Raw genomic sequence first — 26,085 nt, forward strand, 5'->3', positions numbered from 1 at the left:
ACCGTACGACCCCCCACTGACAACGGGGCCCGGTCGGCGGTTCCGCCGGGTGCGGTCGGTGGTTCCGCGGGGCCCGGTCAGCGGTTCTGCGGGGTGCGTTCGTGCCGCGGGACCGTGTACCGGCCGGACCGGACGAGGGTGTGGCGCAGTCCGGGATCGGCGGCCGGGGGGTGGGCGGGGACGCCGGGGCGGCGCTCCACCGGGAGCCGGTCGGGCCGGCCCATGACCATCATCGGGTCGAACAGCACGACGACGCCGGCCAGGCAGAGGAAGAGCAGCGGTCCGACCATCAGGGGCGCGAGGAGGGAGGCCGGGGAGTCCCCGGCCGGGCTGCCGGAGGCGGTGTGCAGATGGACGCTGACGGCGGCCATGCCGGTGTAGTGCATGCCGCTGACGGCGAGCCCCATGACGAGGCTCGCGCCCACGCTCCACAGGAAGCCGCGGGCCTGTCCGGCGGCCCAGAGCGCGGCCGTCGCGGCGGCCATGGCGATCACCACGGAGGCGGAGACGGTGACGGTGTTGTACTCCAGCGCCCCGTTGAGCCGCATCCCGGCCATGCCCAGGTAGTGCATCGTGGCGATGCCCAGGCCGGTGATGGTGCCCCCGGTGAACAGCGGCACCCCCGTGGCGCCGCGGTAGCCGACGATGAACACGCCGACGCCGACCACGAGGACGCCCACTCCGAGGCTGGCGAAGGTGATCGCCTGGTCGTAGTGGATGGGGGTCTCCTCGACGGTGAACCCCATCATGGCGATGAAGTGCATCGTCCAGATGCCGGAGCCGATGGCGGCCGATCCCAGGGCGAGCCAGCCGGCCCGCCAGGACTGGGTGACGAACATCGATCTCGTGGTGCAGCGCAGCCCCAGGGCCCCGCCGAGGAAGGCCATGAAGAACGCGACGAGTGGTGTGACGATTCCGTAGCTGAAGCCGTCGACGGTGCCCTGCATGCGCGGCTGCCCTTCCCGCCGTTCTGCGTTGTCGCGTGTTCGCGTGGTGCGTACCGCGTCACGTGTGCTGCGAATCCCTGCCTTGTCCCCCGCCCCAGCAACCGCGCGAACGGTCAGGGCCAGGCAGAGAGTATGACCCGGACCTGAATGGTCGAACGATTTTCCGGCAAACAATCACGGCGTGCCCTCACTTGTGCATCCTGTGTGAGCGCAGTTGGGCAACTTCTGCCCCTCCACGCCCCTCACGCGACTTGCCCAGTGACGCCTTGCTGTCACTCTTGTGCTGTCAGTGATCAGCGACGCGAGGAGTACGCATGCACGCGCGCGTAGCCGCCGCCACGACCACCGCGCTCCTGGGGACGAGCATCGTCATACTGCCCCCGTCGCACGCCGGGGCCTCGGAGCACGACGCCCCCGTGATCGTGGCCCACCGGGGAGCTTCCGGTTACGCCCCGGAGAACACCCTGCCCGCCGTCGACAAGGCCGCCGCGATGGGCTTCGACTGGGTGGAGAACGACGTCCAGCGCACCAAGGACGGGCAGCTCGTCGTGATCCACGACGACACCCTGGCACGCACCACCGACGTCGAACAGGTGTACCCCGACCGGGCGCCGTGGAAGGTCGGTGACTTCACCGCGCGGGAGATCGCCCGGCTGGACGCGGGCGGCTGGTTCGACGACCGGTACACCGGCACCCGCGTGCCCACGCTGCGCCAGTACCTGGACCGGGTCACCCTGCGCCACCAGAAACTGGTGCTGGAGATCAAGAACCCCGAGCTGTACCCCGGCCTCGCCCGGCAGACCCTGAACACCCTCGCCGACCGGGGATGGCTCGACTCCGACCACGTCCGGCGGCGACTGGTGGTGCAGAGCTTCGACGCGGACGCCGTGCGGACCGTGCACGAGCTGCGGCCCTCGGTACGGACCGCCTACCTGGGCACACCCCGGGTCGAGGAGCTGCCCCGGTACGCGGAGTTCGCCGACGGCGTCAACGGTGCCCACCCCACGCTGTCGGCCGCGTACGTGTCCCTCGCCCGCCGGGTGGAGGGCCCGCACGGCCGCCCGCTGCGGGTGATGGCCTGGACGGTGAACGACGCGGAGACGGCCCGCCGTGTCGCCGGGTACGACGTGGACGGCATCATCACCAACGTGCCGGACGTGGTGCGGCGGGCGGTGGCGGAGGACTGAGGCCCCGCCGGTGCCGTCCGCGCCGGGGGCGTTGTCAGTGGGGCGCCGTACCGTGGGCGCATGAACGGTGAGGACCCTGGAGACGGCGGGGGCCGCGTCCCCCGGCGGGCCGCGTGGACGGTGCTCGGCACGGACATCGGCCCGCTGCTGCTTGCCGCCACGGAGAACGGCCTGGTGAACGTCGTGTTCCACGCCGGCGACGCGGTGCGCGGCAGGGCGCTGGCGCGGCTCTCGGCGCGGCTCGGCGCCGAGCCGCGCCAGGACGCCGACGCCCCGCCGCTGGCGGAGGCGAGGTCCCAGGTCGAGGAGTACTTCGCGGGCCGGCGGCGGGACTTCACGCTGCCGCTGGACTGGTCGCTCATATCCGGCTTCCCCCGCGAGGTGCTGCGCGCCCTGGCCTCCGACGTGCCGTACGGCACCGTGGTGGGGTACGGCGACCTGGCCCGGAGGGTGGGTCGGCCGGGGGGCGCCCAGGCCGTGGGGCTGGCGATGGGTGCCAATCCGCTGCCGGTGGTGGTGCCCTGCCACCGGGTGGTGGAGAGCGACGGCGGTCTCGGGGGCTTCGGCGGCGGTCTGGAGACCAAACGCACCCTGCTGGCGCTGGAGGGCGTCCTTCCCGCACCGCTCTTCTGACCTCCTGCCCGCCCGCACGTTTGGCGGGGTGCGGCGCCCGCCAGAGATGAGGCAGGGGCCGAGGACAGGAGGCAGTGCGTGTTAGTGGTGTCCGAAGAGGTGCGGGAAGCGCTCGTCGCGAGCCGGCCGGTGGTCGCGCTGGAGTCCACGATCATCGCGCACGGGCTGCCGCGACCGCGCAATCTGCGGGTCGCGCACGAGTTGGAGGACCTGGTGCGCGCGGGCGGCGCGACCCCGGCGACGATCGCCGTGCTCGACGGGCGGCCGCACATCGGTCTCGACAAGGACCAGCTGGAACGCATCGCCCACGAGGACGGGATCCGGAAGCTGGGCCACCGGGACCTGCCGCTCGCGGCGGCGACCGGCGCGAGCGGCGCCACGACGGTGTCGGCGACGGCCCTCCTCGCCTCGCTCGCGGGCGTACGGGTGTTCGCGACCGGTGGGCTGGGCGGGGTCCACCGGGAGTGGACGGTGACGCAGGACGAGTCGGCCGACCTGGCGCTGCTCGCACGGACCAGGATCACCGTGGTGTGCGCGGGGGTGAAGTCGATCCTGGACGTGCCGGCGACCCTGCAGCGGCTGGAGACCCTGGGCATCTCGGTGGCCGGGTACGGCACGAACCGGTTCCCCGGCTTCTACCTGTCCGACTCGGGGCACGCCGTGGACTGGCGGCTCGACTCGCCGGAGGAGGTCGCGGCGGTGATGCGGGCCCAGACCTCGCTGCGCGGACCCGCCTCGGCGCTGATCGTGGCCCATCCCGTCCCCGAGGAGGAGCAGCTCGACCCCGCGCTCCACGGGCGGGTGCTGGCCGAGGCGCTGCGGGCGTGCGAGGAGCGCGGGGTGACCGGGCAGGCCGTCACCCCCTTCCTCCTGGACCACCTGGTGCGGCACACGGACGGCGCCTCGCTCGCGGCCAATCTGGCGGCGGTACGCGGCAACGTACGGCTCGCGGCCCGGATCGCCGTCGCCTGGGCGGGGCGTGAGCGGCCGGGGCATGAGTGACCGTGCCATGAGTGACTGGGGCATGAGCGGCCGGGCAGGACCGAGGGACGGCACGGACGAGGAGGTGTATCAGGCAGGTCGGGCGGACACGGACAAGGAGCCCGGGGGCGGGGCGCTGCTGGTCGTCGGTGACGTGGTGACGGACGTCGTGGCCCGGCACCGGGGGCCACCGACGCCGGGGACCGACACGGCCGCCGTGATCCGTGCCGTGCCCGGCGGGGCGGGCGCCAACGTGGCCTGCTGGGCGGCGCACCGGGGCCTGGCCGACGTCCGGCTGCTGGGCCGGGTGGGCGCCGAGGCGGCCGCCTGGCACGCGCGCGAACTAGCGGCGTGCGGGGTGCGGCCCCGGCTCGTCGTCGACCCGGACACGCCCACCGGCACCGTGATCTGCCTGGTGGACGCGGAGGCCTCGGCCGAGCGCACGTTCCTCACGGACGGCGGGGCCTCGCTGCGGCTGGCGCCCGAGGACTGGTCACCGGCGCTGCTCGACGGCGTCGCGCGACTACACCTGTCGGGTTATCTGCTCTTCTCCGCCCCGGGCAGGGCCCTGGTGACGGCGGCCCTCGCGGACGCGCGGGCGCGGCACGTGCCCGTCAGCCTCGATCCCGCCTCGGCCGGTTTCCTCGCCACGCTGGGAACGGACCGCTTCCTGACGCTGACGGAGGGCCTGGAGGTGCTGCTGCCCAGCCGGGACGAGGCGTGTCTGCTGACCGGCCTGCCCGATCCGGAGGAGGCGGCGCGCGTGCTGAGCCTCCGGGTGCCGCTGGTCGTGCTGAAACAGGGGGCGCGGGGTGCGCTGGTGGCCGCCGCGGGGGCCGTGCGGGGCCGGGTTCCGGCGCTGCCCGCAGACGTCCGGGACACCACGGGCGCGGGGGACGCCTTCACCGGGGCCTTCCTCGCCGCCCTGCTGGGGGGCGCGGGCCCGGTGGCGGCGGCCCGGGAGGGCTGCCGGGCCGGCGCGTCGGCCGTGGGCGAGGTGGGCGGCCGGCCACCGGGCGGCGAGGACCGGCGGGGAAGCGGGGAAACCGGCTGAGCAGCCTCGCGCCCCGTCTCCCGGCACCCCGCCCCACCGAGCTTCTCTCCCCCTCCGGTGCTCCCTCCCGTCACTCCTTGCGCCCCCAGGCGGAGATCATCGGGGACGTGGCCAGGTCCATCGTCCCGGAGGCCAGATGGGCGAGGTGCCGGTCGATCTCCTCGTCGGTGGCGAGTCCGGCGGCGACGAGGCGGCCGCGGACCTGACGGACCGTGGCCGCCTCCAGCTCCGTGCAGGCCGGCGAGGTGATCGGGAAGTACGCGTCCGCCCGCACGTCCTTCAGTCCCGCCTCCCGCAGCAGCCGCGGCAGCCTGCGCCCGTACGACAGGTCGGCGCCGCGTTCGGCGAGCAGGGAGCGGAAGCCCCGGCGCAGCCTGTTGGCGAGTTCCTGGGCGGGGCCGTACTCCTCGGGGCACAGCAGCGGCTGCAGCGCCGGGTCGGCGTCCTCGATCAGCAGGTGACCGCCCGGGCGCAGGGAGTCGATCATCGTGCGCAGGGCTCGGTCCCGGTCCGGCACGTGCACCAGCACGAGCCGGGCGTGCACCAGATCGAATCGCTCGCCGGGCGGTTCCCCGGTGCCCACGTCGTGGGTGCGCACCTCGACCGGGGGCCGGGCGGCGGCGGTGGCCCAGGAGGTGTCGATGTCGGTCGCGAGGACCCGGCCGGCGGGCCCGACCCGCTCGGCCAGCCAGGAGATCACCGAGGTGCCGCCGGCGCCGACCTCCCAGCAGCGCCCTCCGGGAGCGACGCCGAGATTCTCCAGGTGCCGGAAGGTGCCCGGGTCGAACAGGGTGGCGAGCGCGGCGAAGCGCCGGCCGGCCTCGCTCTGCCCGTTGTCGAGGAGGTATCCGTCGGAGCGCGTCATGCCGCCGATGATCGCAGCCGGGCCGTGCGGGGGCGCGTCCTTCTCAGCCGCCGCCGTTCCAGGCCGGGTGCCGGGGATCGTCCGCGCGGACCAGTACGTCGACGGTGCCGGCCGGGTCCGTCTCGGCCTCGTAGCGCGCGTGGGCGGGCAGGGTCCAGTGCTGGTCCTCGGGGGTGCGGCGGCGCAGGGCGCCGGCGGAGAGGAGCACGTGGACGGTCAGGTCGAACGGGAACCAGTGGTTGAGCAGGAAGGGTCCGTGCAGCAGGAGCACCCCGCCGGGCGGGAGCGGCACGTAGGGGCTGCGGGTGGCCCGGTCGGTGGCCGGGTCACGCAGGTCGGGCAGTACGCGTCCGTCGGCGCCGGGTTCGAGGGGCCCGAACACCTCGCGCCACAGGGCGCCGGTGTCCAGCCAGCCCTCGTAGTAGGAGTCGGGGTCGTGGTGTCCGTGCTCGAGGCGCAGCGAGGCGGGGCGCCAGAACCCCTCCGCGGCGACGGTCAGGGACGGGCGGCCGCGCGCCCGGAGCGCCTCGCCGACGCGCTCGGCGAGCGCGCCGGTCCGCGCGGCCGCGGCTCCGTCCACCGCGACCCGCGGCCGGGAACCGCCGTCCTCCGGTGTCAGGTCGAGCAGACGGTCGGCGAGCGCCTCGGCGAGGCGCTCCCAGGTGATCGCTTCGAGTCGCACACGGCCCATGATGCCGCCCCGGAGCGGCGCGCCCGTGCGCACCCCGGAGGGCGGAGCCGTTCGGGGGCGGGGGCGGCCGGGCCGGTGGTGCGCGCGGTGTTCCGGCGGGTCAACTCAACATCGTTTAAAGGAAGACGCTTAGTCAATGTGGCGATCGAGGCGATCGGGGTGCTGCGTATGCGGTTGGTGCCTATGTGGTTGGTACGTGTCGGGTGGTGCGTGTCGGGATGGTGTCTGTCGGGTGGTGCGAGGGGCTCGTGACCGGCGTGTCGGGCCGATCGGGAGGGACGGGGGTCACAACAGGGTCCGGGGGCAACGGCCGGGCCGGTGTCCGTCGGGAAGGCCGTCGGCGAGGCCTTCGGGACGCACGTCAGGAGAGCAGGAAGTCGGCCTCACCCGCCTTCGCTCCCTCGATGAACGCGGTCATCTCGGCGGAGGTGTAGATCAGCGCGGGTCCGTCGGGGTCCGTGGACTGGCGGACGGCTATGCGGCCGTCGGAGAGTTTCATGGCCTCCAGGCAGTTGCCTCCGTTTCCGCCGCTCCACGGCTTGTGCCAGCCCTCGCTGCCCAGTTCCCGCGCGGGCATGCCGTTGTAGACGCGGTTGCGGGTCAGGGAGCCGGCCGCGGCCCGGCGGTCCTGCTTGGTGGTGACGCGGTCGTGTGTGATGCGGTCCATTCACAGCTCCTTGCGAAGATCCTCGAGGATCTCCTTCGTGCGTTGTGCCGTGGCGGCCTGGGCCGCCATGCGGTCCATGACCTCGAGGTGGGTCGCCACCTCGGAGCGCGAGTCGAGGTAGACCGCGCCGGTCAGGTACTCGCTGTAGACCATGTCCGGGAGTTCCGGCATGGCGAACCGGAAGAGGACGAACGGCCCGTAGGTGCCCGGGTGGGGTCCCGAGGCGAACGGGATCACCTGGAGTGTCACGTTGGACAGCTCGCCGAGTTCGATCAGCTTGTCGATCTGGGCGCGCATCACCTCCCCGGTGCCGACAGGTCGGCGTAGTGCGGTCTCCTCCATCACGGCCCAGAAGTGGGGCGCGTCCTCGCGGGTGAGGAGTTCCTGGCGGCGCATGCGCAGTGCCACGTGCCGGGAGATCTCCTCCGGGTTGGCCTGTCCGACGGCTCCCGACTTCAGGACGCCGCGGGCGTAGTCCTCGGTCTGCATCAGCCCGGGGACGAAATGGGGCTCGTAGGAGCGGATGCGGGCGGCGGCCCCTTCCAGGCTGACGTACATCGAGAACCAGCCCGGGAGGATGTCGTGGTACCGCTGCCACCAGCCGGGCTTGTTGGCGTCCTCGGCCAGCCGGACGAACGCCGCGGCCTCCTCCTCGTCGACCCCGTACGCCTGCAGCAGGAGCTGGAGGTACGGGATCTTCAGGGCGACCTCGGCGGTCTCCATCCGGCGGACGGTGGCGGGCGCGACGCGCAGGATGCGCGCCGCCTCCTCACGCTTGAGATGCGCGCGTTCCCGCAGGTCGAGCAGGCGCCGGCCGAGGACGACCTGCCCGACCGTCGGCGCGGACCGCGGTTCGCTCATCTCGCCCCTCCTCCTGGTCCGGACAGGCCGGGCGGCGCCGTTCGGAGACCTCCCCGCTCTTGTTCGAACAGTGGTGCGGAACGGTTCTTCGGGCGGGAAAGAGTCACTCCCGGCCCGTATGGCCACGTTCCGTACAGAGGATCCAACTGGCGCCGCTCGGCATGCTGTTGCGAGCAGTGTGCCACGCCCTCTCCTGAGCGCACACAGCACTCTGCAATTTTCAGAGTGACTCTTGCCAAGTGCATCCGACGGGGAGATAGTGGCAAGCGTGACTCCGCCCGCGCGTTTAGAAACAGACGCCGAGGACCGGAAGGGTCTGCACGCCGTCCCAGGGGTACGCCCCGAGGCGACCGCAGAGCACCGGTTCCGCTTCCAGCTGTCCGCCCATCCGGGTTCCGTCGCACGGGCCCGGCAACTGACACGGCAGCGGCTGAGTGACTGGGGGGCCTGCGGGGACACCTGCGACTCGGCCGCCCTGATCGTCTCCGAGCTCGTCACCAACGCGATCGTGCACACCGCCAGCGAGAACGTCGTGTGCGAGCTGCGCGACGACGCCGAGCTGGTGCGCATAGCCGTGTGTGACGAGGGCTGTGCCCCGGGCGAACCGCATCCCTCCCCGCGCCGACCGGAGGAGGAGCACGGCCGGGGTCTGCTCCTGGTCGAGGCACTGTGCCGGGCCTGGGGCGCCCAGGAGACCGGGCCGGGGCTGCTGGTCTGGGCGGAGCTTCCGCGCCGGGCCGATGTTCCGGTCCCCCGGGACCTGTCGTGTTCCGGCGACAGGTCCCGCCCCGACTCCCCCGAGGACGCCGCCGCGGCGCGGCGGGAGCCCGCGGCGCCCCCGGCGTCCTCGACGCCGGACACCGCCCCCTCCCGGCCCGCCCGGGAACAGGAGACCTCGGACCCGGGGGCCTCGGACGCCCCCGGGACCACCGGCCACGCACGGCCCGGCCGGGAGCCCTCCGACGGCTCTCCGGCCGCCGGCGGTGCCCCGGGCACCCGCCCCACCGCCGGCCCCGCGCCCGCTCACCGCACGGCACCACCCCCCGCCCCCCACGCCGATCTGGGGTGGAGCGCGAAGAAGCCCCCGGCCGAGGGCGGACGGGGCGAGGAGGCCGAAGCGTTCCGGGACCTGGGGTCCGTGGACATGCGCTCCGTGGACATGAGGTCCGTATGGATGTGACGGGCGCCTCCTCCGGCGGCCGTCACGGCGCTCGGGTACTTTCCCTGGCCACCCTGGCCGGTCTCGACCGCGCCCGGCGCACGCCCTCCGTCTCCGACCGGCTCCCCATCCCCGCCGGCATGACGTTGCCCCTCGGCTGCGACGCGGTGGCGGTGCCCGCCGCCCTCGGGGCTCAGCTCCTGCCCCGGCTCCCCCACGTCGGCTGCGTGTACGCGGACCGCGCGCACTGGTGGTGGATCGTGCCCTCCGACTCCGACGTGGCCCTGGAGTGGCCTACGCCCGCGCGCTACACGGCGGGCGCGGTGGTCACCCGCCGGGAGCACGGCTCCGGTTCCGGTGCGGGTCCCGGGCCCGTGGAGCTGATCCACCGCCCGCACGGCACTCTCCCGTACACCCCGCCGATCCCGCTGTACCTGGCGCTGTGCCGGGTCACGGGCGCGACCCCGGCGTGGTCACGGCCCCTCAGCGCCTGAGGGGCCGCTCCGGCGCGGTGAACGCCACCCCTTCGTGACCGGCCGACCCTTCGGTTCCGTGACGGCCGGCCTCTCGGCTTCGACGGCGCCCCTTCGGCCTCCGCGACGAGGGCCGCCCGGCTGCTCGACGCGCGGCCGGCCGAGTCGTTCAGTCGACCACGGCCTCCGCCGCGCGCACGATCACGAGAAAGGTGTCCGTGGCGAGGTCCATGACGACCTCGGCGGGAGTCCCCTCCAGACGGCGTGCCTGTGCGAACTCCTCCGCGGGCCACGAGCCGCGCGGGCCGCCGGCGGGGAACCGCTCCAGCACCGTTCTCCCGTTCACCTGTACACCTCCGTGTCACGCGCCGTACTCCCCGGAACCTCTCCCGGAACGGTCGTGGTTCGTAGAGTTAAACGCCTGACACAGGGTATAGGTCTCCGGACGTGACGGTACTGAGATGTTGTTGACACTCGTTCACCGTATTTGTGTGACGCCCGTCTCCTTCCGGCCCGCGCGCGAGATGGCCCCCGAGAGCCCTTCGGGCGTCCGGCCCCCGTCGGCGGTGCCGAGTCCCGCGCGCCTGCGGCGTGCGGCGAGTTCCGTGAACAGCTGTTCCAGCCGCTCGCGGTGGCGGACGTCGAGGCTCCCGGTGTCGTCGAGGTGCACGGCGCAGGCGGTGGTGGTGTCCACGAGCCGTTCCAGGGTGGCGGCCACCTCGGCGGTCCCCTCCGTGTGCCGGGCGAGGGCCGGCAGTTCGGCCGCGGCCCTGCCGATGGCGGCCTGGGCCTCGGCCAGCGTGCGGTAGGCGTCACGGCGCAGCGTCCACCGGCGGGCCCGCTCCCCCGGCTCGTCCAGGACGTGCGCGAGGTAGGTGTACGCCGCGTCCGCCGCCACCGTCAGCCGGGCCCGTACGCCGCCGGCCCGCTCGCCGGGCACCGGCAGATGGCCGGCGATCAGCACGAGGGCGCAGGCCAGCAGTGTCTCGCCGATCCGGTTCCAGGAGGCCCCCGGCTCCCCGCCGACCATGAGCAGGGCGAGCACGAGCGCCGTGATCACGGCGGTCAGGGCGGCGAAGTGCCGTGCGGCGACCGGGATGAGGGCCCCGCACAGCGCGACCACCGCGATCAGTCCGCCGGGGCGGGGCACGACGGCGGCGACCCCGGCGAAGACGAGAGCGCCCAGCACCGTTCCCGCCGCCCGCGACAGCACGCGCGAGACGAGCGGGCCGAGGTCGGGCTTGACGAGGAAGACGGCGGTGGCCGGGAGCCAGTACCAGTGGGGGTGGGGGCCGTACCAGCCGGTCCGGTGCAGGGCCTGCGCGAGGGCCGCGCTCGCCCCGAAACTCGCGGCGACGCGGAAGCCGTACTCGCGTCCGCCGGCGCCGAGCACGATCCGCAGCAGGGCGCGGGCACCGCGCCTGCGGGTGTGCAGCCGGCCGCCCTCGCCGCTGTCGAAGGCCTCGGCCGCCCGCAGCAGCGCGTCGTCGAGCGCGCGCAGGGCGGGGACGGTACGGGCCGGCGCGGGCAGGGGCCCGGTGGCGCGCACCCCCGCGCGGACGGCCACCGCGAGCCGGCGCGGTCCCTCCCCGGCCCGTGCCGGAACCGGCCGCTCGGCCCAGGCCAGCGCGGTCGCCGCCTCCGCGAGCGGCAGGGCGGCGGCGTACTGCGCGTGCAGCCGCCGCTCGGCCGCGGAACCGGCGTGCCGGCGCAGCCGGGGTCCGGCCAGGGCGTCCTGGGCCTGGTCGAGTGCGGCGGTCAGGGCCGCCCGGCGGGCCGTGGCCCCGGGGGTGCCGGCGGCGTCGAGAAGAGCGGCGACGGCCTCGTACACGCCGGCGACCGCCGCCCGCTCCCCGTCGAAGCGGTAGCCGAGCCGTGCGCCGCGCGCGGCGGAGCTCGGCGTGGGCAGCAGAAGGCGCAGACCCAGCAGCCAGCCCGCGCCGGCGAGGTAGAGGAGCGCGCTCTCCCAGCCCGGCTCCGGCAGCATCATCCCGGCGCCGAGGGCGGAGGTCACCAGGAGCTGGGTGCCCACGGCGGAGGCGACCGGCCCGACGGCGCTGACCGCACCCCCGAGCAGTCCCAGAAGGGTGAGCAGCAGGGTCAGGGTCACCGCACCGGTGTGCCGTCCGGCGTAACTGCCGGCCAGCAGCCCGGCCGCACCGGCCAGCGCGGGCAGACCGAGCCGGCCGACCGAGGCGCGTCGGCTGCCGGGGCGGTCGTTGACGCCGGCGAGCATGGCGCCGAGCGCGGCGACGACTCCCAGGGAGGTGCGTCCGGCGAGCACGCCCGCGAGCAGCAGTGGACCCGCGGCCAGCGCCCCGCGCACCACCGCGCTCCAGGGGACGGGCCCGCGCTGGGCGCTCAGTGCGTGGGCGATCCAGGGCGGCAGGCGCGGGGCGGGGCGGTTCACGGGACTCCTGTCGGACGAGGGCGGGAGGGCCTTCGGGCGACGGTGGCCGGGCTCTTCGGGGTCTCCTACGGTACGGCGGGAACGGGCGGGAACGGGAACGCCGGTGTTTCGCCGGCGTGACACTCGCCCCTGCCGGCCGGTGGGGCGGTCCGCGACGGCCGTCCCCCGGTGCCCGGCCGGGTGCCGGTCAGCCGGCCGGCGGGGTGGTCGGCAGCCCCGCCGAGGTGGCCGCCGTGCGCAGCACTTCCCGCAGCATGGCGGGGGTGAGCCGGCCGGTGAAGGTGTTGCGCTGGCTGACGTGGAAGCAGCCGTGGAGCGCGAGGGAGCCGTCGCCCGGCACGCCCGCGCCGCCGCCGAGGTCCTCCCGGCTGCCGGGGGGCTCGCCGCCGTCGGCCCGGTGCAGTCGGACGTGGGCGCCGTGGGCGAAGGGCGGGCGGGGGCGGGGTACCGTCCAGCCGGCCGCGGTGAAGGCGGGCAGTGCGGCCTGCCAGCCGAAGGCACCCAGCACCACCACGGCGCGCAGCGAGGGCCGGAGCAGGGTCAGCTCGCGTACCAGCCAGGGCCGGCAGGTGTCCCGCTCCCCCGGGGTCGGCTTGTTGGCGGGCGGGGCGCAGTGGACCGGCGAGGTGATCCGTACGCCGTACAGCTCCAGCCCGTCCCCGATCCGTTCCGCCCTCGCCTGCGAGGCGAGGCCGACCTCGTGCAGGGCCGCGTAGAGCACGTCCCCGGAGCGGTCACCGGTGAACATCCGTCCGGTGCGGTTCCCGCCGTGGGCCGCCGGGGCGAGCCCGAGGATCAGCAGCGAGGCGTCGGGCGGCCCGAAGCCCGGCACCGGCCGTCCCCAGTAGGTCCAGTCGGCGAACGCGGCCCGCCGGGTGCGGGCCACCTCCTCCCGCCAGGCGACCAGCCGCGGGCACGCCCGGCAGCCGGCGATCCGCTCGTCCAGTTCCTCCAGCGCGCTGCCGTCCATGTCTCCACCGTAGAGGCCGCGCCCGGCCGCCGTGCCACCGCGCCCCACCGCCGGGTTCAGGCCGGGAGCACCGCCTCGCCGACGGGGAACGTCACCCCGGTGAGCTCCTCGGAGACGGCCCACAGGCGCCGCTGCACGGCCTCCTCGTGCGACTCGGGGCTGGACTCGACGCGCCTGGGGTGCCCGCGGGTCTCGCCGCGGTTGCCGGGGCCGTAGTACTCGCCGCCGCGCACCGCCGGATCCGTCGCGGCCCGCAGGGTGGGCAGGGCCCCCATCGCCGACTTCTGGATGAGCACCGGCGCGAGCAGGTTGACGGGGACGCGGAGCACGGCGGGCGCGTTGCGCATCAGGTCGGTGTTGGACACTCCCGGGTGGGCGGCCACCGCGCTCGTGGTGCCACGTGCCGCGAGACGGCGGTTCAGTTCGTACGTGAACATGAGGTTGGCGAGCTTGGCCTGGCCGTAGGCACCGACGCGGCTGTAGGAACGCTCCCACTGCAGGTCGTCGAAGTGGATGGCGGCCTTGATGCGGTGGCCGGTGCTGCTGACCGTGACGACGCGGGAGCCCGGGACGGGCAGGAGCCGGTCCAGCAGCAGGCCGGTGAGGGCGAAGTGGCCGAGGTGGTTCGTCGCGAACTGCAGCTCGAAGCCGTCGACGGTGGTCTCCCGCGGGGTGTACATCACGCCCGCGTTGTTGATCAGCAGATCGATGCGGGGGTGGGCGGCGCGCAACTCGGCCGCCGCGGACCGGATCGAGTCCAGGGAGGTCAGGTCGAGGACCTGGACGTCGACGCGGCCGTCGATGCGGTCGGCGGCCTGCCTCCCCTTCTCGATGTTGCGGACGGCCAGGACCACGTGCGCCCCGCGGGCGGCGAGCGCCCGGGCGGTCTCGAAGCCCAGTCCGGTGTTGGCGCCGGTGACGATCGCCACCCGGCCGTGCTGGTCGGGGATGTGCCGCTCAGTCCATTTGTCGCTCATGACCCACTCCTAAAGAACCATCGGTCTGTTATTGGAACAGTAAGAGACCGGTGGTCTGATGTCAAGAGACCGGCGGTCTGTAAGTTAGGCTGGGCGTCGTGACTTTCCAGCGGGCGCGAAACGAGGAGCAGCGGGAGATCCGCCGCAGGGCGATCCTCGACACGGTGGCGGCGATGCTCGAGGAGATGCCCGTCGCCGAGGTGAGCCTCAACGAGATCAGCCGCCGGGTGGGCCTGGCCAAGTCGAACGTCCTGCGGTACTTCGAGTCCCGCGAGGCGGTACTGCTCGAACTGCTGGACTCCTTCCTGGAGAGCTGGATCGCCGAGCTGACGGAGGAGCTGGCCGCGGGCGTCGAGGCGGACGCGCCGCTTCAGACCCGGGCGCGCGGGACGGCGGAGATCCTCAGCCGGACACTGGCGAACCGCGTGGTGCTGTGCGACCTCTTCGGCGCACAGGGCGGCGTCCTCGAACGCAATGTCTCCGTCGAGGTCGTCAAGCGGCACAAGCGCGCCTCCCTCGCGAAGCTGTCGGACATGTCCGAGCTGCTCCGCCGCCATGTGCCCGAACTCGGCGACCAGGCGCCGATGTTCTGTCTGATGGGCCTGGCCTCGGCGGGCGCCCTGTCGACCTATGTCCCGCCCCCGGCGAGCCTCCTCACCGCCTACGCGGAGGAGCCCGCCCTCGGCGTCCTCAATCTGGAACTGCGGGAGGCCCTGAAGATCTCCTTCACCTCCTCGCTGCTGGGCATGCTGCCCCGCACCTGAACCCACGCGCCCACCGGCCACCGGCCCTCGGGCGTCGACCGTCGGGCGTCGGGCGTCGGGCGTCGGGCGGCACCTGTCGGTTGTCGGCGTGCCGGGTTCTCTCTCCCGGCGAGCGAGAACCCGTGGTCGTGGAACGTCTTCCCACCGAGTTCATTAAGGTCGGGGCATGGCTTCTGAGGGCAGAGACGGAGACACCGGCGCCGCACCCGGCGCCGGGACCCACCCCGATGCCGTGGCCGCCGCCGTGGCGGCGCGGCCCGCCGGGGGCGAGAGCGTGCGCATCGACAGCTGGATCTGGTCCGTGCGCCTGGTCAAGACCCGCTCGATGGGCGCCACCGCCTGCCGGGGCGGTCACGTCCGTGTCAACGGCGAGCGCGTCAAGCCCGCGTACGCCGTGCGCGTCGGCGACGAGGTGCGGCTGCGGCAGGCCGGCGGACGCGAGCGGATCGTCCTGGTGAAGCGTCTGATCCGCAAGCGGGTCGGCGCCCCCGTCGCGGCCGAGTGCTACGTCGACAACAGCCCGCCTCCGCCGCCGCGCGAGGCGGTCGCGCCGATCGCGGTCCGTGACCGGGGCGCGGGCAGGCCCACCAAGCGCGACCGCCGCGAACTGGACCGGCTGCGGGGCCTGGCCGCGGGGGACGCCGAGCCGGACCGCCCCTGAGGCTCGCGGGGGTCTGCTCCCCGGTACGGACGGCACCGCGACGGGGGGTCCGGGTCCGGTCCTCGGGTCCCCTACACCGGCACCGCCCGTACCCAGGTCCCGTCCTGTGTCAGACAGCGGTCCACGCGTAGTCCGGCCTCGGCGAGCGCCTCCTCGAACCGCTCCTCGGTCAGGGGCCGCGACAGGAAGGTCTGTGTCCAGGTCGCGTCCGGGAACTCGTACTCCGCGCGCACCTCGTTCACGCCGTCACCGACCGGCTCCGCCGCGCGTATGCGCACGGTGAAGCCGCCCGGGTCCACCCGTTCCCTCGGCAGGTCGGTGTGGTAGCCCTCGCCCTCCCGCTGGATCAGTACGCATCCCTCTGCCGCCACGTGCCGCGCGCAGGTGCGCAGCAGGCCGCGCCGCACCTCCTCGTCCCCCGCGTGGACGAGGAAGGAGGCGAGCAGCACCACGTCGAAGCTCTCGTCGAGCCGGAGGTCCTCGATCGGGCGGCGTATCGTGCGGGCCCCGCGGACCCGCTCCAGCATCTCCGCGGACTCGTCCACCGCCGTGACCCGGAAGCCCCGCTCCAGCAGGGGGTGGGTCATCCGCCCCGCCCCGCAGCCCAGTTCCAGGATCCGCGCCCCGGCCGGTACCGCGGCGGCGATGATGTCCGGTTCCTCCCCCACGGGCAGCCGGCTGTACAGCTCGACCGCGCAGCCGTCCGGGGTGATCGCTCCCGGCCCCGTCCCCGCGTACCCCGCTCGCATCTGTGTCCTCAAAGCCCTCATGCCCCGAAAACGGACGGGCGGAGGGCCCCGGTTCCCCGGCGCCCGTCACTCGTGGGAGTGAACGTTCGACGGGGGAACCCGATAGCGGGGCGCGACAATGGGAAGGGGTGAGGCCGATGCGTACGGGCAGTGAACCGACGACGGCCCGCAGTCCGCTGCGGATGCGTTTCTGGCTGAGTGTCTGGGGCGAGGTCTGGACGATCGGCGGCACGGTCGCGCTCGTGCTGGCGGGCCGGCCGGGCTGGGCGGCCGTCTGTGCCGCGCTGTGGCTGATCGTGACCGTCGACCTGATCGTGGTGGTGCGGCACATCCGGCAGGGTCCGCACTGGCAGCCGGGCCGCGACGTGCCGCCCTACCGGCCGCCGGAGGGGCGTCCCTGAAGCGGCCTCCCCGAAGCCGCGGCCCCGATCCCGGGCCCGGGTCACACCTCGAAGCGGGCCGCCTGCAGATAGCGCGGGTTGGGGTCGAGGGCCGCCGCGAGGCGGAAGTGCCGCTTGGCCGGCTCGGGGCGCGCCTGCCGCTCGTAGGTGCGGGCGAGCGCGAAGTGGGCGTAGGCGTTGTCCGGTTCGCGTTCGAGGACGAGGCTGAACTCCAGCTCGGCGGGGCGGAGCTGGGCGGCGGCGAAGAAGGCGCGGGCGCGCAGCAGCCGGGCCGCGGTGTTCTCGGGATGCGCGTCGATGAGGCCGTCGAGCAGCTTGACCGCGCCGCGCGGGTCGCGCGCGGCGAGCAGTTGCTCGGCCGCGCGGAAGTCGATCACGTCCGTCTCGGGAGTCCGGCCACGGGAACCGCTGGTCTGGGGCACGACGAAGTCCTTCCCTCACTCGGGGGCGTCAACGCCCCCCTCGGGGCGGCTATTCCGTGGCCCGTGCACCCGGTGGTGCCGTCCGCCGCGCGCGCCGGACGAGGTCGTCCCACAGCTCCCGCACCCGCCGCTCCAGTTCGGGCAGGGGGACGTCGTTGTCGATGACGACGTCCGCGACCGCGCGCCGCTCCTCGCGGGAGGCCTGGGCGGCCATGCGGGCGCGGGCGTCCTCCTCGCTCATGCCGCGCAGCCGGACCAGCCGGTCGAGCTGGGTCGCGGGGTCCACGTCGACGACCACGACGAGGTCGTACAGGGACGCGAGGCCGTTCTCGGTGAGCAGCGGCACGTCATGGACGACGACGGCGTCCTCGGCCGCGGCGGACTGCAGTTCCCGGGAGCGGGCCCCGACCAGGGGGTGCACGATCGAGTTGAGTACGGCGAGCCGGTCGGGATCGGCGAAGACGACCGCTCCGAGGCGGGGGCGGTCCAGGCTGCCGTCCTCGGTGAGGATCTCCTCGCCGAAGGCCTCCACGACCGCCGCGAGCCCGGGCGTGCCCGGCGCCACGACCTCGCGCGCGATACGGTCCGCGTCGATCAGTACGGCGCCGCACGCGACGAGCAGTCGGGACACCTCGCTCTTGCCGGCGCCGATTCCGCCGGTCAGGCCCACGGACAGCATGACCGCGCCTTCACCTCACCCACTCCCGCACCGGCGGGGACCACATGCCGAATCCGATGGACACCGCGGGTCGAGCCCACCGGATCGTCCACGCCACGGCGGGGTACGGGCAGGTCACGGCCTTCCGCAGACTATCGGATCACTTTCGGGGCCGACCGTCTCCCCCAGCCGTCCGCCCCGCCTCGACCGTCTCCCGCGCTCTCAGCCGTCCCCCTCGCGCTCCGCCAGGAAGCGCTCGAACTCCTGCCCGATCTCGTCCGCCGACGGGATGTCCACCGGCTCGGCCAGCATGTTGCCCCGCGTCTCGGCACCGGCCGCGGCGTCGTACTGGTGCTCGAGCCCCTGGACCAGGGCGACCAGTTCCTCGTCGCCCTCCTGGATCTGCCGGTCGATCTCCGTCTGGGTCCGGTGGGCGTCGGTGCGCAGGGAGTGCGCGACGCCCGGCAGAACCAGTCCGGTCGCGGCGGTGACGGCCTCCAGGACCGTCAGCGCGGCGTCCGGGTACGGGGAGCGGGCGATGTAGTGCGGGACGTGCGCGGCGACACCCAGGACGTCGTGTCCGGCCTGCGCCAGGCGGTACTCGACGAGCGCCTCGGCGCTGCCGGGCACCTGCGCCTCCTCGAAGGGGCTGCGGTGGCCCGGCACCAGGTCGATGCGGTTGCCGTGCGGGGTGAGGCCCACCGGGCGGGTGTGCGGGACGCCCATCGGGATGCCGTGGAAGTTCACGGACAGCCGGACTCCGAGCCGCTCCACGATCTGCCCCACCGCCGCGGCGAAGCGCTCCCACTCCACGTCCGGCTCGGGGCCTGACAGGAGCAGGAAGGGGGCTCCGGTGGCGTCCTGGACGAGCCGCACGTCGATCGTGGGCTCGTCGTAGTCGGTCCAGGTGCTGCGCTTGAAGGTCAGCAGCGGCCGGCGGGCGCGGTAGTCGACGAGCCGGTCGTGGTCGAAGCGGGCGACGACCTGGTGGGGCAGCGAGTCGAGCAGCCGGTCGACGATCTGGTCGCCGGTCTCGCCGGCGTCGATGTAGCCGTCGAAGTGGTAGAGCATGACAAGTCCGGCCGACTCCTGCGCGAGCGCCATGTCGACGACGGCCAGGCCCTTGGGCTCCCATGCGTACAAACTCTGCGGATCAAGCACTGTGACCGCTCCTCCTCGTGTCCATCCTGAGACAACGTGGCACGGGACACGGGCATTCCCGGACTCCCGGGACGGGTCCGGAGATCGGACGGCCCGTCAGAGGGCGGACGGGAAGCGTCGACGGGCGGCGCGGCCTCCGCCGGGCAACGCGGAAGGCCCGCACCCCGGGGGGTGCGGGCCTTCCGTTCTGCTCGGTGCTCCGGTCTCAGCGACGGGCGCTCAGGCCGGGAGCCGGCGCGTGGCCGCGGTTCAGCTCTGGCCGCCGGCCAGCTTCTCCCGCAGCGCGGCGAGCGCCTCGTCCGAGGCGAGCGCACCGGAGTTGTCGCCACCCTCGGAGGAGTACGAGCCGCCGCCACCGCCGGACGCGACCGGGGCAGCGGTCTCGACGCCCTCGGCAGCGGCCTTCTCGTCCGCCTCGCGGGACTTGATGACCTGCGCCTGGTGCTGCTCGAAGCGGGACTGCGCCTCGGCGTACTGGGTCTCCCACACCTCGCGCTGGGTCTCGTAACCCTCGAGCCAGTCGTTGGTCTCGGGGTCGAAGCCCTCGGGGTAGATGTAGTTGCCCTGGTCGTCGTAGGACGCGGCCATGCCGTACAGGGTCGGGTCGAACTCGACGGCCGACGGGTCGGCGCCGAAGGCCTCGTTGGCCTGCTTCAGCGAGAGGCTGATGCGGCGGCGCTCGAGGTCGATGTCGATGACCTTGACGAAGATCTCGTCGTTGACCTGGACGACCTGCTCCGGGATCTCCACGTGGCGCTCGGCCAGCTCGGAGATGTGGACCAGACCCTCGATGCCCTCGTCCACGCGGACGAACGCACCGAACGGAACCAGCTTCGTGACCTTGCCGGGCACGACCTGGCCGATCTGGTGCGTGCGGGCGAACTGCTGCCACGGGTCTTCCTGGGTCGCCTTCAGCGACAGGGAGACGCGCTCGCGGTCCATGTCGACGTCCAGGACCTCGACCGTGACCTCCTGGCCGACCTCGACGACCTCGGAGGGGTGGTCGATGTGCTTCCAGGACAGCTCGGAGACGTGCACCAGGCCGTCGACGCCACCCAGGTCCACGAAGGCACCGAAGTTGACGATCGAGGAGACGACGCCGGAACGGACCTGACCCTTCTGCAGGGTCGTGAGGAACGTCTGGCGGACCTCGGACTGGGTCTGCTCCAGCCAGGCACGGCGGGACAGGACCACGTTGTTGCGGTTCTTGTCCAGCTCGATGATCTTGGCCTCGAGCTCCTTGCCCACGTAGGGCTGGAGGTCGCGGACACGACGCATCTCGACGAGGGAGGCCGGCAGGAAGCCACGGAGGCCGATGTCGAGGATGAGACCACCCTTGACGACCTCGATGACGGTACCGGTGACGATGCCGTCCTCTTCCTTGATCTTCTCGATCGTGCCCCAGGCCCGCTCGTACTGGGCGCGCTTCTTCGAGAGGATCAGGCGGCCTTCCTTGTCCTCCTTCTGGAGAACAAGGGCTTCGATCTCGTCACCGACGGCGACGACCTCGTTGGGGTCGACGTCGTGCTTGATCGAGAGCTCGCGGCTCGGGATGACACCTTCGGTCTTGTAACCGATGTCGAGCAGGACCTCGTCCCGGTCGACCTTCACGATGACGCCGTCGACGATGTCGCCGTCGTTGAAGTACTTGATCGTCTCGTCGATCGCGGCGAGGAAGGCTTCCTCGTTACCGATGTCGTTGACCGCAACCTGCGGGGTGGTGGCGGTGGTCTCGGTGCTGCTCGTCATGTGGGAAAGGGCTCCGGTACGGACATTGAAGTCGTAGGTACTGCTTACGCCGGGAGCCCGTTTCGCTCTGCAGAAGCCGGACAGCCAAGGAAGCGCCCCGCGACAACGCGTGGCACCTCGAGAACCGAGGGGACATACAACAGATGCGAGCGCGACCTGCTACGTCTGAGGTGCGCAGGCCCGCAGCGCAACTTGTAGCATACGGGGGCAGCCGGGCAGGGTCAATGCGCGAAGGCGCACACCCGGGGCGCATCACCGCATTCCCGGCACAATTGCCGTCCTGGGAGGCCACGCGGCATCGGCGGGCACCCCTCACGGGCACCGCCGGGACGGCGACGCCGAGATGTGACGGAAGAGTACGACGAGGGAGCCGATCATCCAAGAGTCCGAACCGCTCGAACCCGAGGCCACGCGGCGTGTCGCGGGGGTGACGGAGAGCTCCCGCGCCAACCGTGGCTGGTGGGACCGCAACGCCGACGAGTACCAGGTCGAGCACGGCACGTTCCTCGGCGACGCCCGCTTCGTCTGGTGCCCCGAGGGGCTCGACGAGATCGAGGCCGAGCTGCTCGGCCCGGCGGAGGAACTGGCCGGCCGCGACGTCCTGGAGATCGGCGCCGGCGCGGCCCAGTGCTCGCGCTGGCTGGCCGCGCAGGGCGCCCGCCCGGTCGCCCTCGACCTCTCCCACCGCCAGCTCCAGCACGCGCTGCGCATCGGCGGCGCGTTCCCGCTGGTGTGCGCCGACGCCGCCGTGCTGCCCTTCGCCGACGCCTCCTTCGACCTGGCGTGCTCGGCGTACGGGGCGCTGCCCTTCGTCGCCGACCCGCGGCTCGTGCTGCGCGAGGTGCGCCGGGTGCTGCGGCCCGGCGGCCGTTTCGTGTTCTCGGTGACGCACCCGGTCCGCTGGGCCTTCCCCGACGAGCCCGGGCCCGAGGGGCTGACCGTGTCCGCCTCCTACTTCGACCGCACGCCCTACGTGGAGCAGGACGAGAGCGGACGCGCGGTCTACGTCGAGCACCACAGGACCCTCGGCGACCGCGTCCGGGACGTGGTGACCTCGGGCTTCCGGCTGGTGGACCTGGTGGAGCCCGAGTGGCCGTCCTGGAACACCTCCGAGTGGGGCGGCTGGTCCCCGTTGCGGGGCGCCCTGCTCCCCGGTACGGCCATCTTCGTGTGCGAGCGGGACTGAGCACGGGCCCCGGACCGGGCCCCCTCGGGGCCGTACGACACTGAGGGCGTGATTCGTGACGACGCCCTGGAGGCGCTGCCCGTCCGCGCGGCGCTGCCCGCCCTGAACCACGCCCTGGCGGATGACGGCGCCGCCGTGCTGGTGGCGCCGCCCGGCACCGGCAAGACCACCCTGGTGCCGCTGGTCCTGGCGGGGCTGGTGGGCGGGGGCCCGGCGCGCCGGGTGCTGGTGGCCGAGCCGCGGCGGATCGCGGCGCGGGCGGCGGCGCGGCGGATGGCGTGGCTGCTCGGGCAGGACGTGGGCGAGGACATCGGGTTCACCGTGCGCGGGGAGCGCGTGGTCGGGCGCCGGGCGCGCGTGGAGGTCGTCACCACCGGTGTGCTGCTCCAGCGCCTCCAGCGCGACCAGGAACTGCCCGGGGTGGACGTCGTCGTGCTCGACGAGTGCCACGAGCGGCATCTGGACGCCGACACGGCCGCCGCCTTCCTGCTGGACGTGCGCGGGACGCTGCGCCCGGAGCTGCGGCTGCTCGCGGCCTCGGCGACGACCGACGCGCAGGGGTGGGCGCGGCTGCTGGGCGGGGCCCCGGTGGTCGAGGCCGAGGGGGTGTCCCATCCGGTGGAGGTGGTCTGGGCGCCGCCCGCCCGGCCCGTGCGTCCGCCGCACGGCATGCGGGTGGACCCGGCGCTGCTCGCCCACACGGCCTCGGTGGTGCGGCGGGCGCTGGCCGAGCGGCCGGGCGACGTCCTCTGCTTCCTGCCGGGCCTCGGGGAGATCGCCCGGGTGGCGGGGCTGCTGGGGGACCTGGGCGCGGTGGACGTGCTCCAGGTGCACGGGCGGGCGCCCGCGGCCGTGCAGGACGCGGTGCTGTCCCCCGGTGCGCGGCGCCGGGTGGTGCTCGCGACCTCGGTGGCCGAGTCCTCGCTGACGGTGCCCGGGGTGCGGGTGGTCGTGGACGCGGGGCTGGCGCGGGAGCCGCGCGTCGACCACGCGCGCGGGCTGAGCGGTCTGACGACCGTGCGGTCCTCCCGGGCGGCCGGACGGCAGCGGGCCGGACGGGCCGGGCGGGAGGCCCCGGGGGTCGTCTACCGGTGCTGGGCGGAGGCGGAGGACGTCCGGCTGCCGCCCTTCCCCGCCCCGGAGATCAAGGTGGCCGACCTGACCGCGTTCGCGCTCCAGGCGGCCTGCTGGGGCGATCCCGAGGCCTCCGGTCTGGCCCTGCTGGACCCGCCGCCGGGCGGGGCGATGGCGGCGGCCCGCCAGGTCCTGACCGCCGTCGGGGCGGTGGACCCCCGCGGGCGGGCCACCCGCCGGGGCACGCGGCTGGTGCGGGGCGGCCTGCATCCCCGGCTGGGCCGGGCCCTGCTGGACACCTCGGGCGCCGCGGCCGAGGTGGTGGCCCTGCTGTCCGAGGAGGTCCCGCGGAGCTACGGCGACGACCTGTCGGCTGCACTGCGCACCGCCCGCCGCGGGGGCGACGCCTACGCGGCCCGGTGGCGCGCCGAGGTCCGCCGGCTGCGGGCGGTCGCCGCGGAGCGCGGGGGCCGGAACGGGACCGGCGGGGTCCCGGAGGACGACGGGGCCCGGGGTGACGGGCTCGTGGGCCGGGCCGTGGCGCTCGCGTTTCCCGAGCGGGTGGCCCGGCTGGAGGGCGGGTCGTATCTCATGGCCTCGGGGACGCGGGCCGAGCTGGGTGAGGGCTCGGCCCTGCGGGGGACGCCGTGGATCGTCGTGGCCGTCGCCGACCGCCCGGCGGGCAGTGGGCACGCGCGGGTGCGGCTGGCCGCCCCCGTCGAAGAGGACGTGGCCCGGGAGGCGGCCGCGGCCCTGCGGACGGAAGAGGAGGAGGTCCGCTGGGCCGAGGGGGACGTCCTGGCGCAGCGGGTCGAGCGGCTCGGCGCGATCGGGCTGACGGTGCGTCCGCTGAAGGACCCGCCGCCCGGTCTCGTCCGCGAGGCGCTCCTGGAGGGGCTGCGGCGGGAGGGGCTCGGGCTGCTGCGGTGGTCGCCGGAGGCTGTGGCGCTGCGGCAGCGGCTGGCGTTCCTGCGGCTGCGGCGCGGCGAGCCCTGGCCGGACGTGTCGGACGGGGCGCTGCACGCGCACGTGGCGCAGTGGCTGGAGCCGGAACTGGGCCGGGCCCGGCGGCGGGCGGACCTGGCCCGGATCGACGCGGGGCAGGCGCTGGCCCGGCTGCTGCCGTGGGCCTCGGGCGAGGCGGCCCGGCTGGACGAGCTGGCCCCGGAGCGGATCACCGTGCCGAGCGGGTCGAGGATCCGCGTCGACTACGGCGATCCCGAGCGGCCGGTGCTCGCCGTGAAGCTGCAGGAGATGTTCGGTCTGGACAGCTCGCCGGTGCTCGCCGGGGTGCCGGTGCTGGTGCACCTGCTCTCCCCCGCCGGGCGCCCCGCCGCCGTCACCGCCGACCTCGCCTCGTTCTGGCGGGAGGGCTACCGGGCCGTGCGGGCGGAGCTGCGCGGCCGGTACCCGAGGCACCCGTGGCCCGAGGACCCGGCGGCCGCGGAGCCGACCCGGCACACCAAGGCCCGGCCGCGCCGTTGAGGCGCCGGCCGGGCCGGTGGGGCGAGCTCCCCCGGATGCCTACGAGGCCGCCTCGGCGACCTTCAGTTCGAGGGTGACGGTGGCGCCGCCCGCCGTGGTGACGCGGAGGAGGAACGTGCCGGTGGTGTCGTCCGCGTACAGCTTCGGCAGCTTGAGCACGCCCTTCGCGTCGGTGGTCAGCGCGAGGGTGCGCACCTTCTTGTCGGACTTCCCGGAGGTGCCGGAGGGCTGGTCGGCCTCGTCGGCGGGGTCCTTGAAGTAGGGGCCCTTGTCGTTCTCCGCCGGATCCTCCGCCGAGGTGAGGAGTGTGGCGGTGACGGCGACCTTGCCGGGCGCGGCGCCCTTGAAGGTGGCCTTGAGTTCGATCGGCTCGGCGAACTCGCCGCCGGGGGTGCAGGTCAGGGGCGCGTCGCCGACGCGGGTGAGGGCGTCGGCGGTCCGTTCGGTGACGGTCGCGGTGTGTTCGAGGGCGGCCACGGTGCGGCCGACGACCAGGGCGCGGACGGTGAAGGTGCCGGTCTTCTCGCCGGCCACGAGGGCGGGCGCGGTGGCGGTGCCGGTGCCGCCGGTGACGACGGTGGCGGTCTTCTCCCCGCCGGTGAAGGTGGCGTCGGTGTCGCCGGTGATGACGAAGCGGACCCGGACCTTGGCCACGGCGGTGCCCGCCTTGGTCTCCGGGCGGACCACGATCTTCTCGTCGAAGGTGTCGCCCGCCCTGGCGGTCAGCCTGCCGGTGCCGGCGTCGTCGAGGTGGTCGACGGTGTCGGTCGGCGTGGGGGCCGGGCTCGTCGGGGTCGTGCCGGGCTTCGTCGGCTCGGTGGAGGGCTTGCCGCCGTGGTGTGAGCCGGAACCCGAGCCGGTGTGGCCGGGCTTGGGGGTGTGGTGCGTCGACGGCCTCGTGGTGGACGGCGGGGTGGAGCCGGGGGTCCGGCCCGGGCCGGTGCTCTCGTCGCTGCGGTGGCGGGGCAGGGTGCCCGTGCCGTCCGGCACCGAGTGGGTGCCCTTGCGGTAGTACTCCAGCCACGACAGGACGGTGTTGAGGTAGTCCTGGGAGTGGTTGTAGCTGAGGATCGCCGCGTCGAGGTTGGCCTGGACGGACAGGTCGCGGTCGGCGCGGCACAGGTAGTGGCCGGCGGCGAGGGCGGCGTCGTAGACGTTGTTGGGGTCCTTGACGCCGTCGTCGTTGCCGTCGCGGCCGGCCCAGGCCCAGGTCGAGGGGATGAACTGCATGGGGCCGACGGCACGGTCGTAGGTCTTGTCGCCGTCGTAGGCACCGTGGTCGGTGTCGGAGATGTGGGCGAAGCCGCTGCCGTTGAGGACGGGGCCGAGGATCTTGGAGTAGGTCGTGCCCTGGGCGTCGACGCGGCCGCCGCGGGCCTGCCCGGACTCCACGTGGCCGATGGCGGCCAGGAGTTCCCAGGGCAGGTTGCAGCCGGGCTTGGACTCGCGGAGTTCGGCCTCGGCCTTCTTGTAGGCGTCGAGGACCGTGGCGGGGATGCCGGAGTCGTCGCCGGAGCCGGTGCCCGCGGAGCCCTTGGCGTCGCCGGGGGCCGGGGTGGGGCTGTTGAGCGGGGGCAGGTCGGTGTAGTAGTGGCCGTCGCCGCTCGCGGTGCTGTCGCCGCCCGGGTCGGGGGCGTCCTGGGCGGATCCGGCGGTCCGTCTGCCGTGGTCGTCCGCGGTCACTCCGGGGGCCTGGGACGCGGACAGTGCCGCGACTGCTGCCGCTGCGAGGGCGGTGGTTGCCGCTCCCTTGCGGAGCCTGCTGCCGAAATGCGCCGCCATAGAGTGCGCCCCTCCCGTGGACGACCGTCCGTGTGCTCGGTACCGGTTCTCCGACCGTGCCTGCGGGCACCGTGCCGCAGGTGACCCTACGGCAACCCGCTGCCACTGGGCACCCGTT

Annotated in this window: 26 protein-coding genes; 11 read left to right on the plus strand and 15 right to left on the minus strand. The window is 74.1% G+C overall.

The annotated features are described in order from the left end of the window. Positions 1-77: 77 nt before the first annotated feature. Positions 78-947 carry an MHYT domain-containing protein gene (locus OHB09_RS07735; protein WP_006143468.1) on the minus strand — a complete coding sequence of 290 codons (870 nt, stop codon included), beginning with the start codon at positions 945-947 and terminating at the stop codon, positions 78-80. A 314-nt stretch (positions 948-1,261) separates the two neighbouring features. On the opposite strand from OHB09_RS07735, the gene OHB09_RS07740 reads away from it, so the two are divergent. From OHB09_RS07740 to OHB09_RS07755, 4 genes are all read left to right on the plus strand, one after another. Beyond that, positions 1,262-2,134 (plus strand): glycerophosphodiester phosphodiesterase, encoded by an 873-nt coding sequence (locus OHB09_RS07740; protein ID WP_006143469.1) that lies wholly within the window; start codon positions 1,262-1,264, stop codon positions 2,132-2,134. Positions 2,135-2,194: 60 nt separating this feature from the next. Further along, positions 2,195-2,767, plus strand: coding sequence for a methylated-DNA--[protein]-cysteine S-methyltransferase (locus OHB09_RS07745; protein ID WP_191852834.1), 573 nt, complete (start codon positions 2,195-2,197; stop codon positions 2,765-2,767). A 78-nt stretch (positions 2,768-2,845) separates the two neighbouring features. Continuing rightward, positions 2,846-3,769 carry a pseudouridine-5'-phosphate glycosidase gene (locus OHB09_RS07750; protein WP_328921762.1) on the plus strand — a complete coding sequence of 308 codons (924 nt, stop codon included), beginning with the start codon at positions 2,846-2,848 and terminating at the stop codon, positions 3,767-3,769. A gap of 7 nt (positions 3,770-3,776) precedes the next feature. Further along, positions 3,777-4,802: a carbohydrate kinase family protein gene (locus tag OHB09_RS07755; RefSeq protein WP_328921763.1), complete on the plus strand. Its 1,026-nt coding sequence runs from the start codon at positions 3,777-3,779 to the stop codon at positions 4,800-4,802. A 70-nt stretch (positions 4,803-4,872) separates the two neighbouring features. Here the strand turns inward: OHB09_RS07755 and OHB09_RS07760 are convergent, their stop codons facing one another. The 4 genes from OHB09_RS07760 to OHB09_RS07775 form a co-directional block, all read right to left on the minus strand. Beyond that, the gene (locus tag OHB09_RS07760) at positions 4,873-5,667 is read right to left on the minus strand and encodes a methyltransferase domain-containing protein (protein WP_093595731.1); all 795 of its coding nucleotides are present in this window, start codon (positions 5,665-5,667) and stop codon (positions 4,873-4,875) included. 43 nt (positions 5,668-5,710) lie between these two features. Continuing rightward, positions 5,711-6,349, minus strand: coding sequence for a nucleoside/nucleotide kinase family protein (locus OHB09_RS07765; RefSeq protein ID WP_040896904.1), 639 nt, complete (start codon positions 6,347-6,349; stop codon positions 5,711-5,713). 370 nt (positions 6,350-6,719) lie between these two features. Continuing rightward, positions 6,720-6,935 carry a DUF397 domain-containing protein gene (locus OHB09_RS07770; RefSeq protein ID WP_050811338.1) on the minus strand — a complete coding sequence of 72 codons (216 nt, stop codon included), beginning with the start codon at positions 6,933-6,935 and terminating at the stop codon, positions 6,720-6,722. Between the two features lie 90 nt (positions 6,936-7,025). Then, positions 7,026-7,886 carry a helix-turn-helix domain-containing protein gene (locus OHB09_RS07775; protein WP_006143476.1) on the minus strand — a complete coding sequence of 287 codons (861 nt, stop codon included), beginning with the start codon at positions 7,884-7,886 and terminating at the stop codon, positions 7,026-7,028. A 430-nt stretch (positions 7,887-8,316) separates the two neighbouring features. On the opposite strand from OHB09_RS07775, the gene OHB09_RS07780 reads away from it, so the two are divergent. After that, positions 8,317-9,066 carry an ATP-binding protein gene (locus tag OHB09_RS07780; RefSeq protein WP_406308421.1) on the plus strand — a complete coding sequence of 250 codons (750 nt, stop codon included), beginning with the start codon at positions 8,317-8,319 and terminating at the stop codon, positions 9,064-9,066. Then, positions 9,057-9,539, plus strand: coding sequence for a hypothetical protein (locus tag OHB09_RS07785; protein WP_093595736.1), 483 nt, complete (start codon positions 9,057-9,059; stop codon positions 9,537-9,539). Before OHB09_RS07780 ends, OHB09_RS07785 begins: the two co-directional genes overlap by 10 nt. Before the next feature lie 148 nt (positions 9,540-9,687). Here the strand turns inward: OHB09_RS07785 and OHB09_RS07790 are convergent, their stop codons facing one another. The 4 genes from OHB09_RS07790 to OHB09_RS07805 all read right to left on the minus strand — a co-directional run bounded on the left by OHB09_RS07790 (position 9,688) and on the right by OHB09_RS07805 (position 13,875). Beyond that, on the minus strand, positions 9,688-9,864 hold the full coding sequence (locus OHB09_RS07790) for a hypothetical protein (protein ID WP_006143479.1): 177 nt from the start codon (positions 9,862-9,864) through the stop codon (positions 9,688-9,690). A 132-nt stretch (positions 9,865-9,996) separates the two neighbouring features. Then, entirely contained in the window at positions 9,997-11,928 is a 1,932-nt protein-coding gene (locus OHB09_RS07795; RefSeq protein WP_328921765.1) for an FUSC family protein, read from the minus strand. A gap of 187 nt (positions 11,929-12,115) precedes the next feature. Beyond that, complete coding sequence (locus OHB09_RS07800) at positions 12,116-12,898, minus strand: uracil-DNA glycosylase (protein ID WP_093596027.1); 783 nt, start codon at positions 12,896-12,898, stop codon at positions 12,116-12,118. A 56-nt stretch (positions 12,899-12,954) separates the two neighbouring features. Next, the gene (locus OHB09_RS07805) at positions 12,955-13,875 is read right to left on the minus strand and encodes an SDR family NAD(P)-dependent oxidoreductase (protein ID WP_328921766.1); all 921 of its coding nucleotides are present in this window, start codon (positions 13,873-13,875) and stop codon (positions 12,955-12,957) included. Positions 13,876-13,973: 98 nt separating this feature from the next. On the opposite strand from OHB09_RS07805, the gene OHB09_RS07810 reads away from it, so the two are divergent. After that, on the plus strand, positions 13,974-14,639 hold the full coding sequence (locus OHB09_RS07810) for a TetR family transcriptional regulator (RefSeq protein ID WP_319350993.1): 666 nt from the start codon (positions 13,974-13,976) through the stop codon (positions 14,637-14,639). 166 nt (positions 14,640-14,805) lie between these two features. Beyond that, a complete protein-coding gene (locus OHB09_RS07815) occupies positions 14,806-15,300 on the plus strand; it encodes an RNA-binding S4 domain-containing protein (RefSeq protein ID WP_006143484.1) in 495 nt (164 codons plus the stop codon). Between the two features lie 71 nt (positions 15,301-15,371). Here OHB09_RS07815 and OHB09_RS07820 read toward each other — a convergent pair whose 3' ends face one another. Next, positions 15,372-16,049, minus strand: a complete 678-nt coding sequence (locus OHB09_RS07820) for a class I SAM-dependent methyltransferase (protein WP_006143485.1) — start codon at positions 16,047-16,049, stop codon at positions 15,372-15,374. Between the two features lie 137 nt (positions 16,050-16,186). Between OHB09_RS07820 and OHB09_RS07825 the strand changes: the two genes are divergently transcribed. Then, on the plus strand, positions 16,187-16,450 hold the full coding sequence (locus OHB09_RS07825) for a DUF6343 family protein (RefSeq protein ID WP_006143486.1): 264 nt from the start codon (positions 16,187-16,189) through the stop codon (positions 16,448-16,450). Positions 16,451-16,491: 41 nt separating this feature from the next. Here OHB09_RS07825 and OHB09_RS07830 read toward each other — a convergent pair whose 3' ends face one another. From OHB09_RS07830 to rpsA, 4 genes are all read right to left on the minus strand, one after another. Further along, positions 16,492-16,872, minus strand: a complete 381-nt coding sequence (locus OHB09_RS07830) for a tetratricopeptide repeat protein (protein WP_006143487.1) — start codon at positions 16,870-16,872, stop codon at positions 16,492-16,494. 49 nt (positions 16,873-16,921) lie between these two features. Beyond that, on the minus strand, positions 16,922-17,551 hold the full coding sequence (coaE, locus tag OHB09_RS07835; protein ID WP_006143488.1) for a dephospho-CoA kinase: 630 nt from the start codon (positions 17,549-17,551) through the stop codon (positions 16,922-16,924). 201 nt (positions 17,552-17,752) lie between these two features. Further along, entirely contained in the window at positions 17,753-18,691 is a 939-nt protein-coding gene (locus tag OHB09_RS07840) for a PAC2 family protein (protein WP_093595742.1), read from the minus strand. Positions 18,692-18,940: 249 nt separating this feature from the next. Beyond that, positions 18,941-20,440 carry a 30S ribosomal protein S1 gene (gene rpsA / locus OHB09_RS07845; RefSeq protein ID WP_006143490.1) on the minus strand — a complete coding sequence of 500 codons (1,500 nt, stop codon included), beginning with the start codon at positions 20,438-20,440 and terminating at the stop codon, positions 18,941-18,943. A gap of 373 nt (positions 20,441-20,813) precedes the next feature. On the opposite strand from rpsA, the gene OHB09_RS07850 reads away from it, so the two are divergent. After that, on the plus strand, positions 20,814-21,626 hold the full coding sequence (locus OHB09_RS07850; RefSeq protein WP_191891530.1) for a class I SAM-dependent methyltransferase: 813 nt from the start codon (positions 20,814-20,816) through the stop codon (positions 21,624-21,626). Between the two features lie 48 nt (positions 21,627-21,674). Next, positions 21,675-24,185, plus strand: coding sequence for an ATP-dependent helicase HrpB (gene hrpB / locus OHB09_RS07855; protein WP_191852840.1), 2,511 nt, complete (start codon positions 21,675-21,677; stop codon positions 24,183-24,185). Positions 24,186-24,224: 39 nt separating this feature from the next. Here hrpB and OHB09_RS07860 read toward each other — a convergent pair whose 3' ends face one another. Next, entirely contained in the window at positions 24,225-25,967 is a 1,743-nt protein-coding gene (locus OHB09_RS07860; protein ID WP_319350995.1) for a lytic transglycosylase domain-containing protein, read from the minus strand. Positions 25,968-26,085 lie beyond the last annotated feature (118 nt).

The organism is Streptomyces griseoaurantiacus (genome assembly GCF_036189845.1).
GTDB classification, from domain to species: Bacteria; Actinomycetota; Actinomycetes; order Streptomycetales; family Streptomycetaceae; genus Streptomyces; species Streptomyces griseoaurantiacus.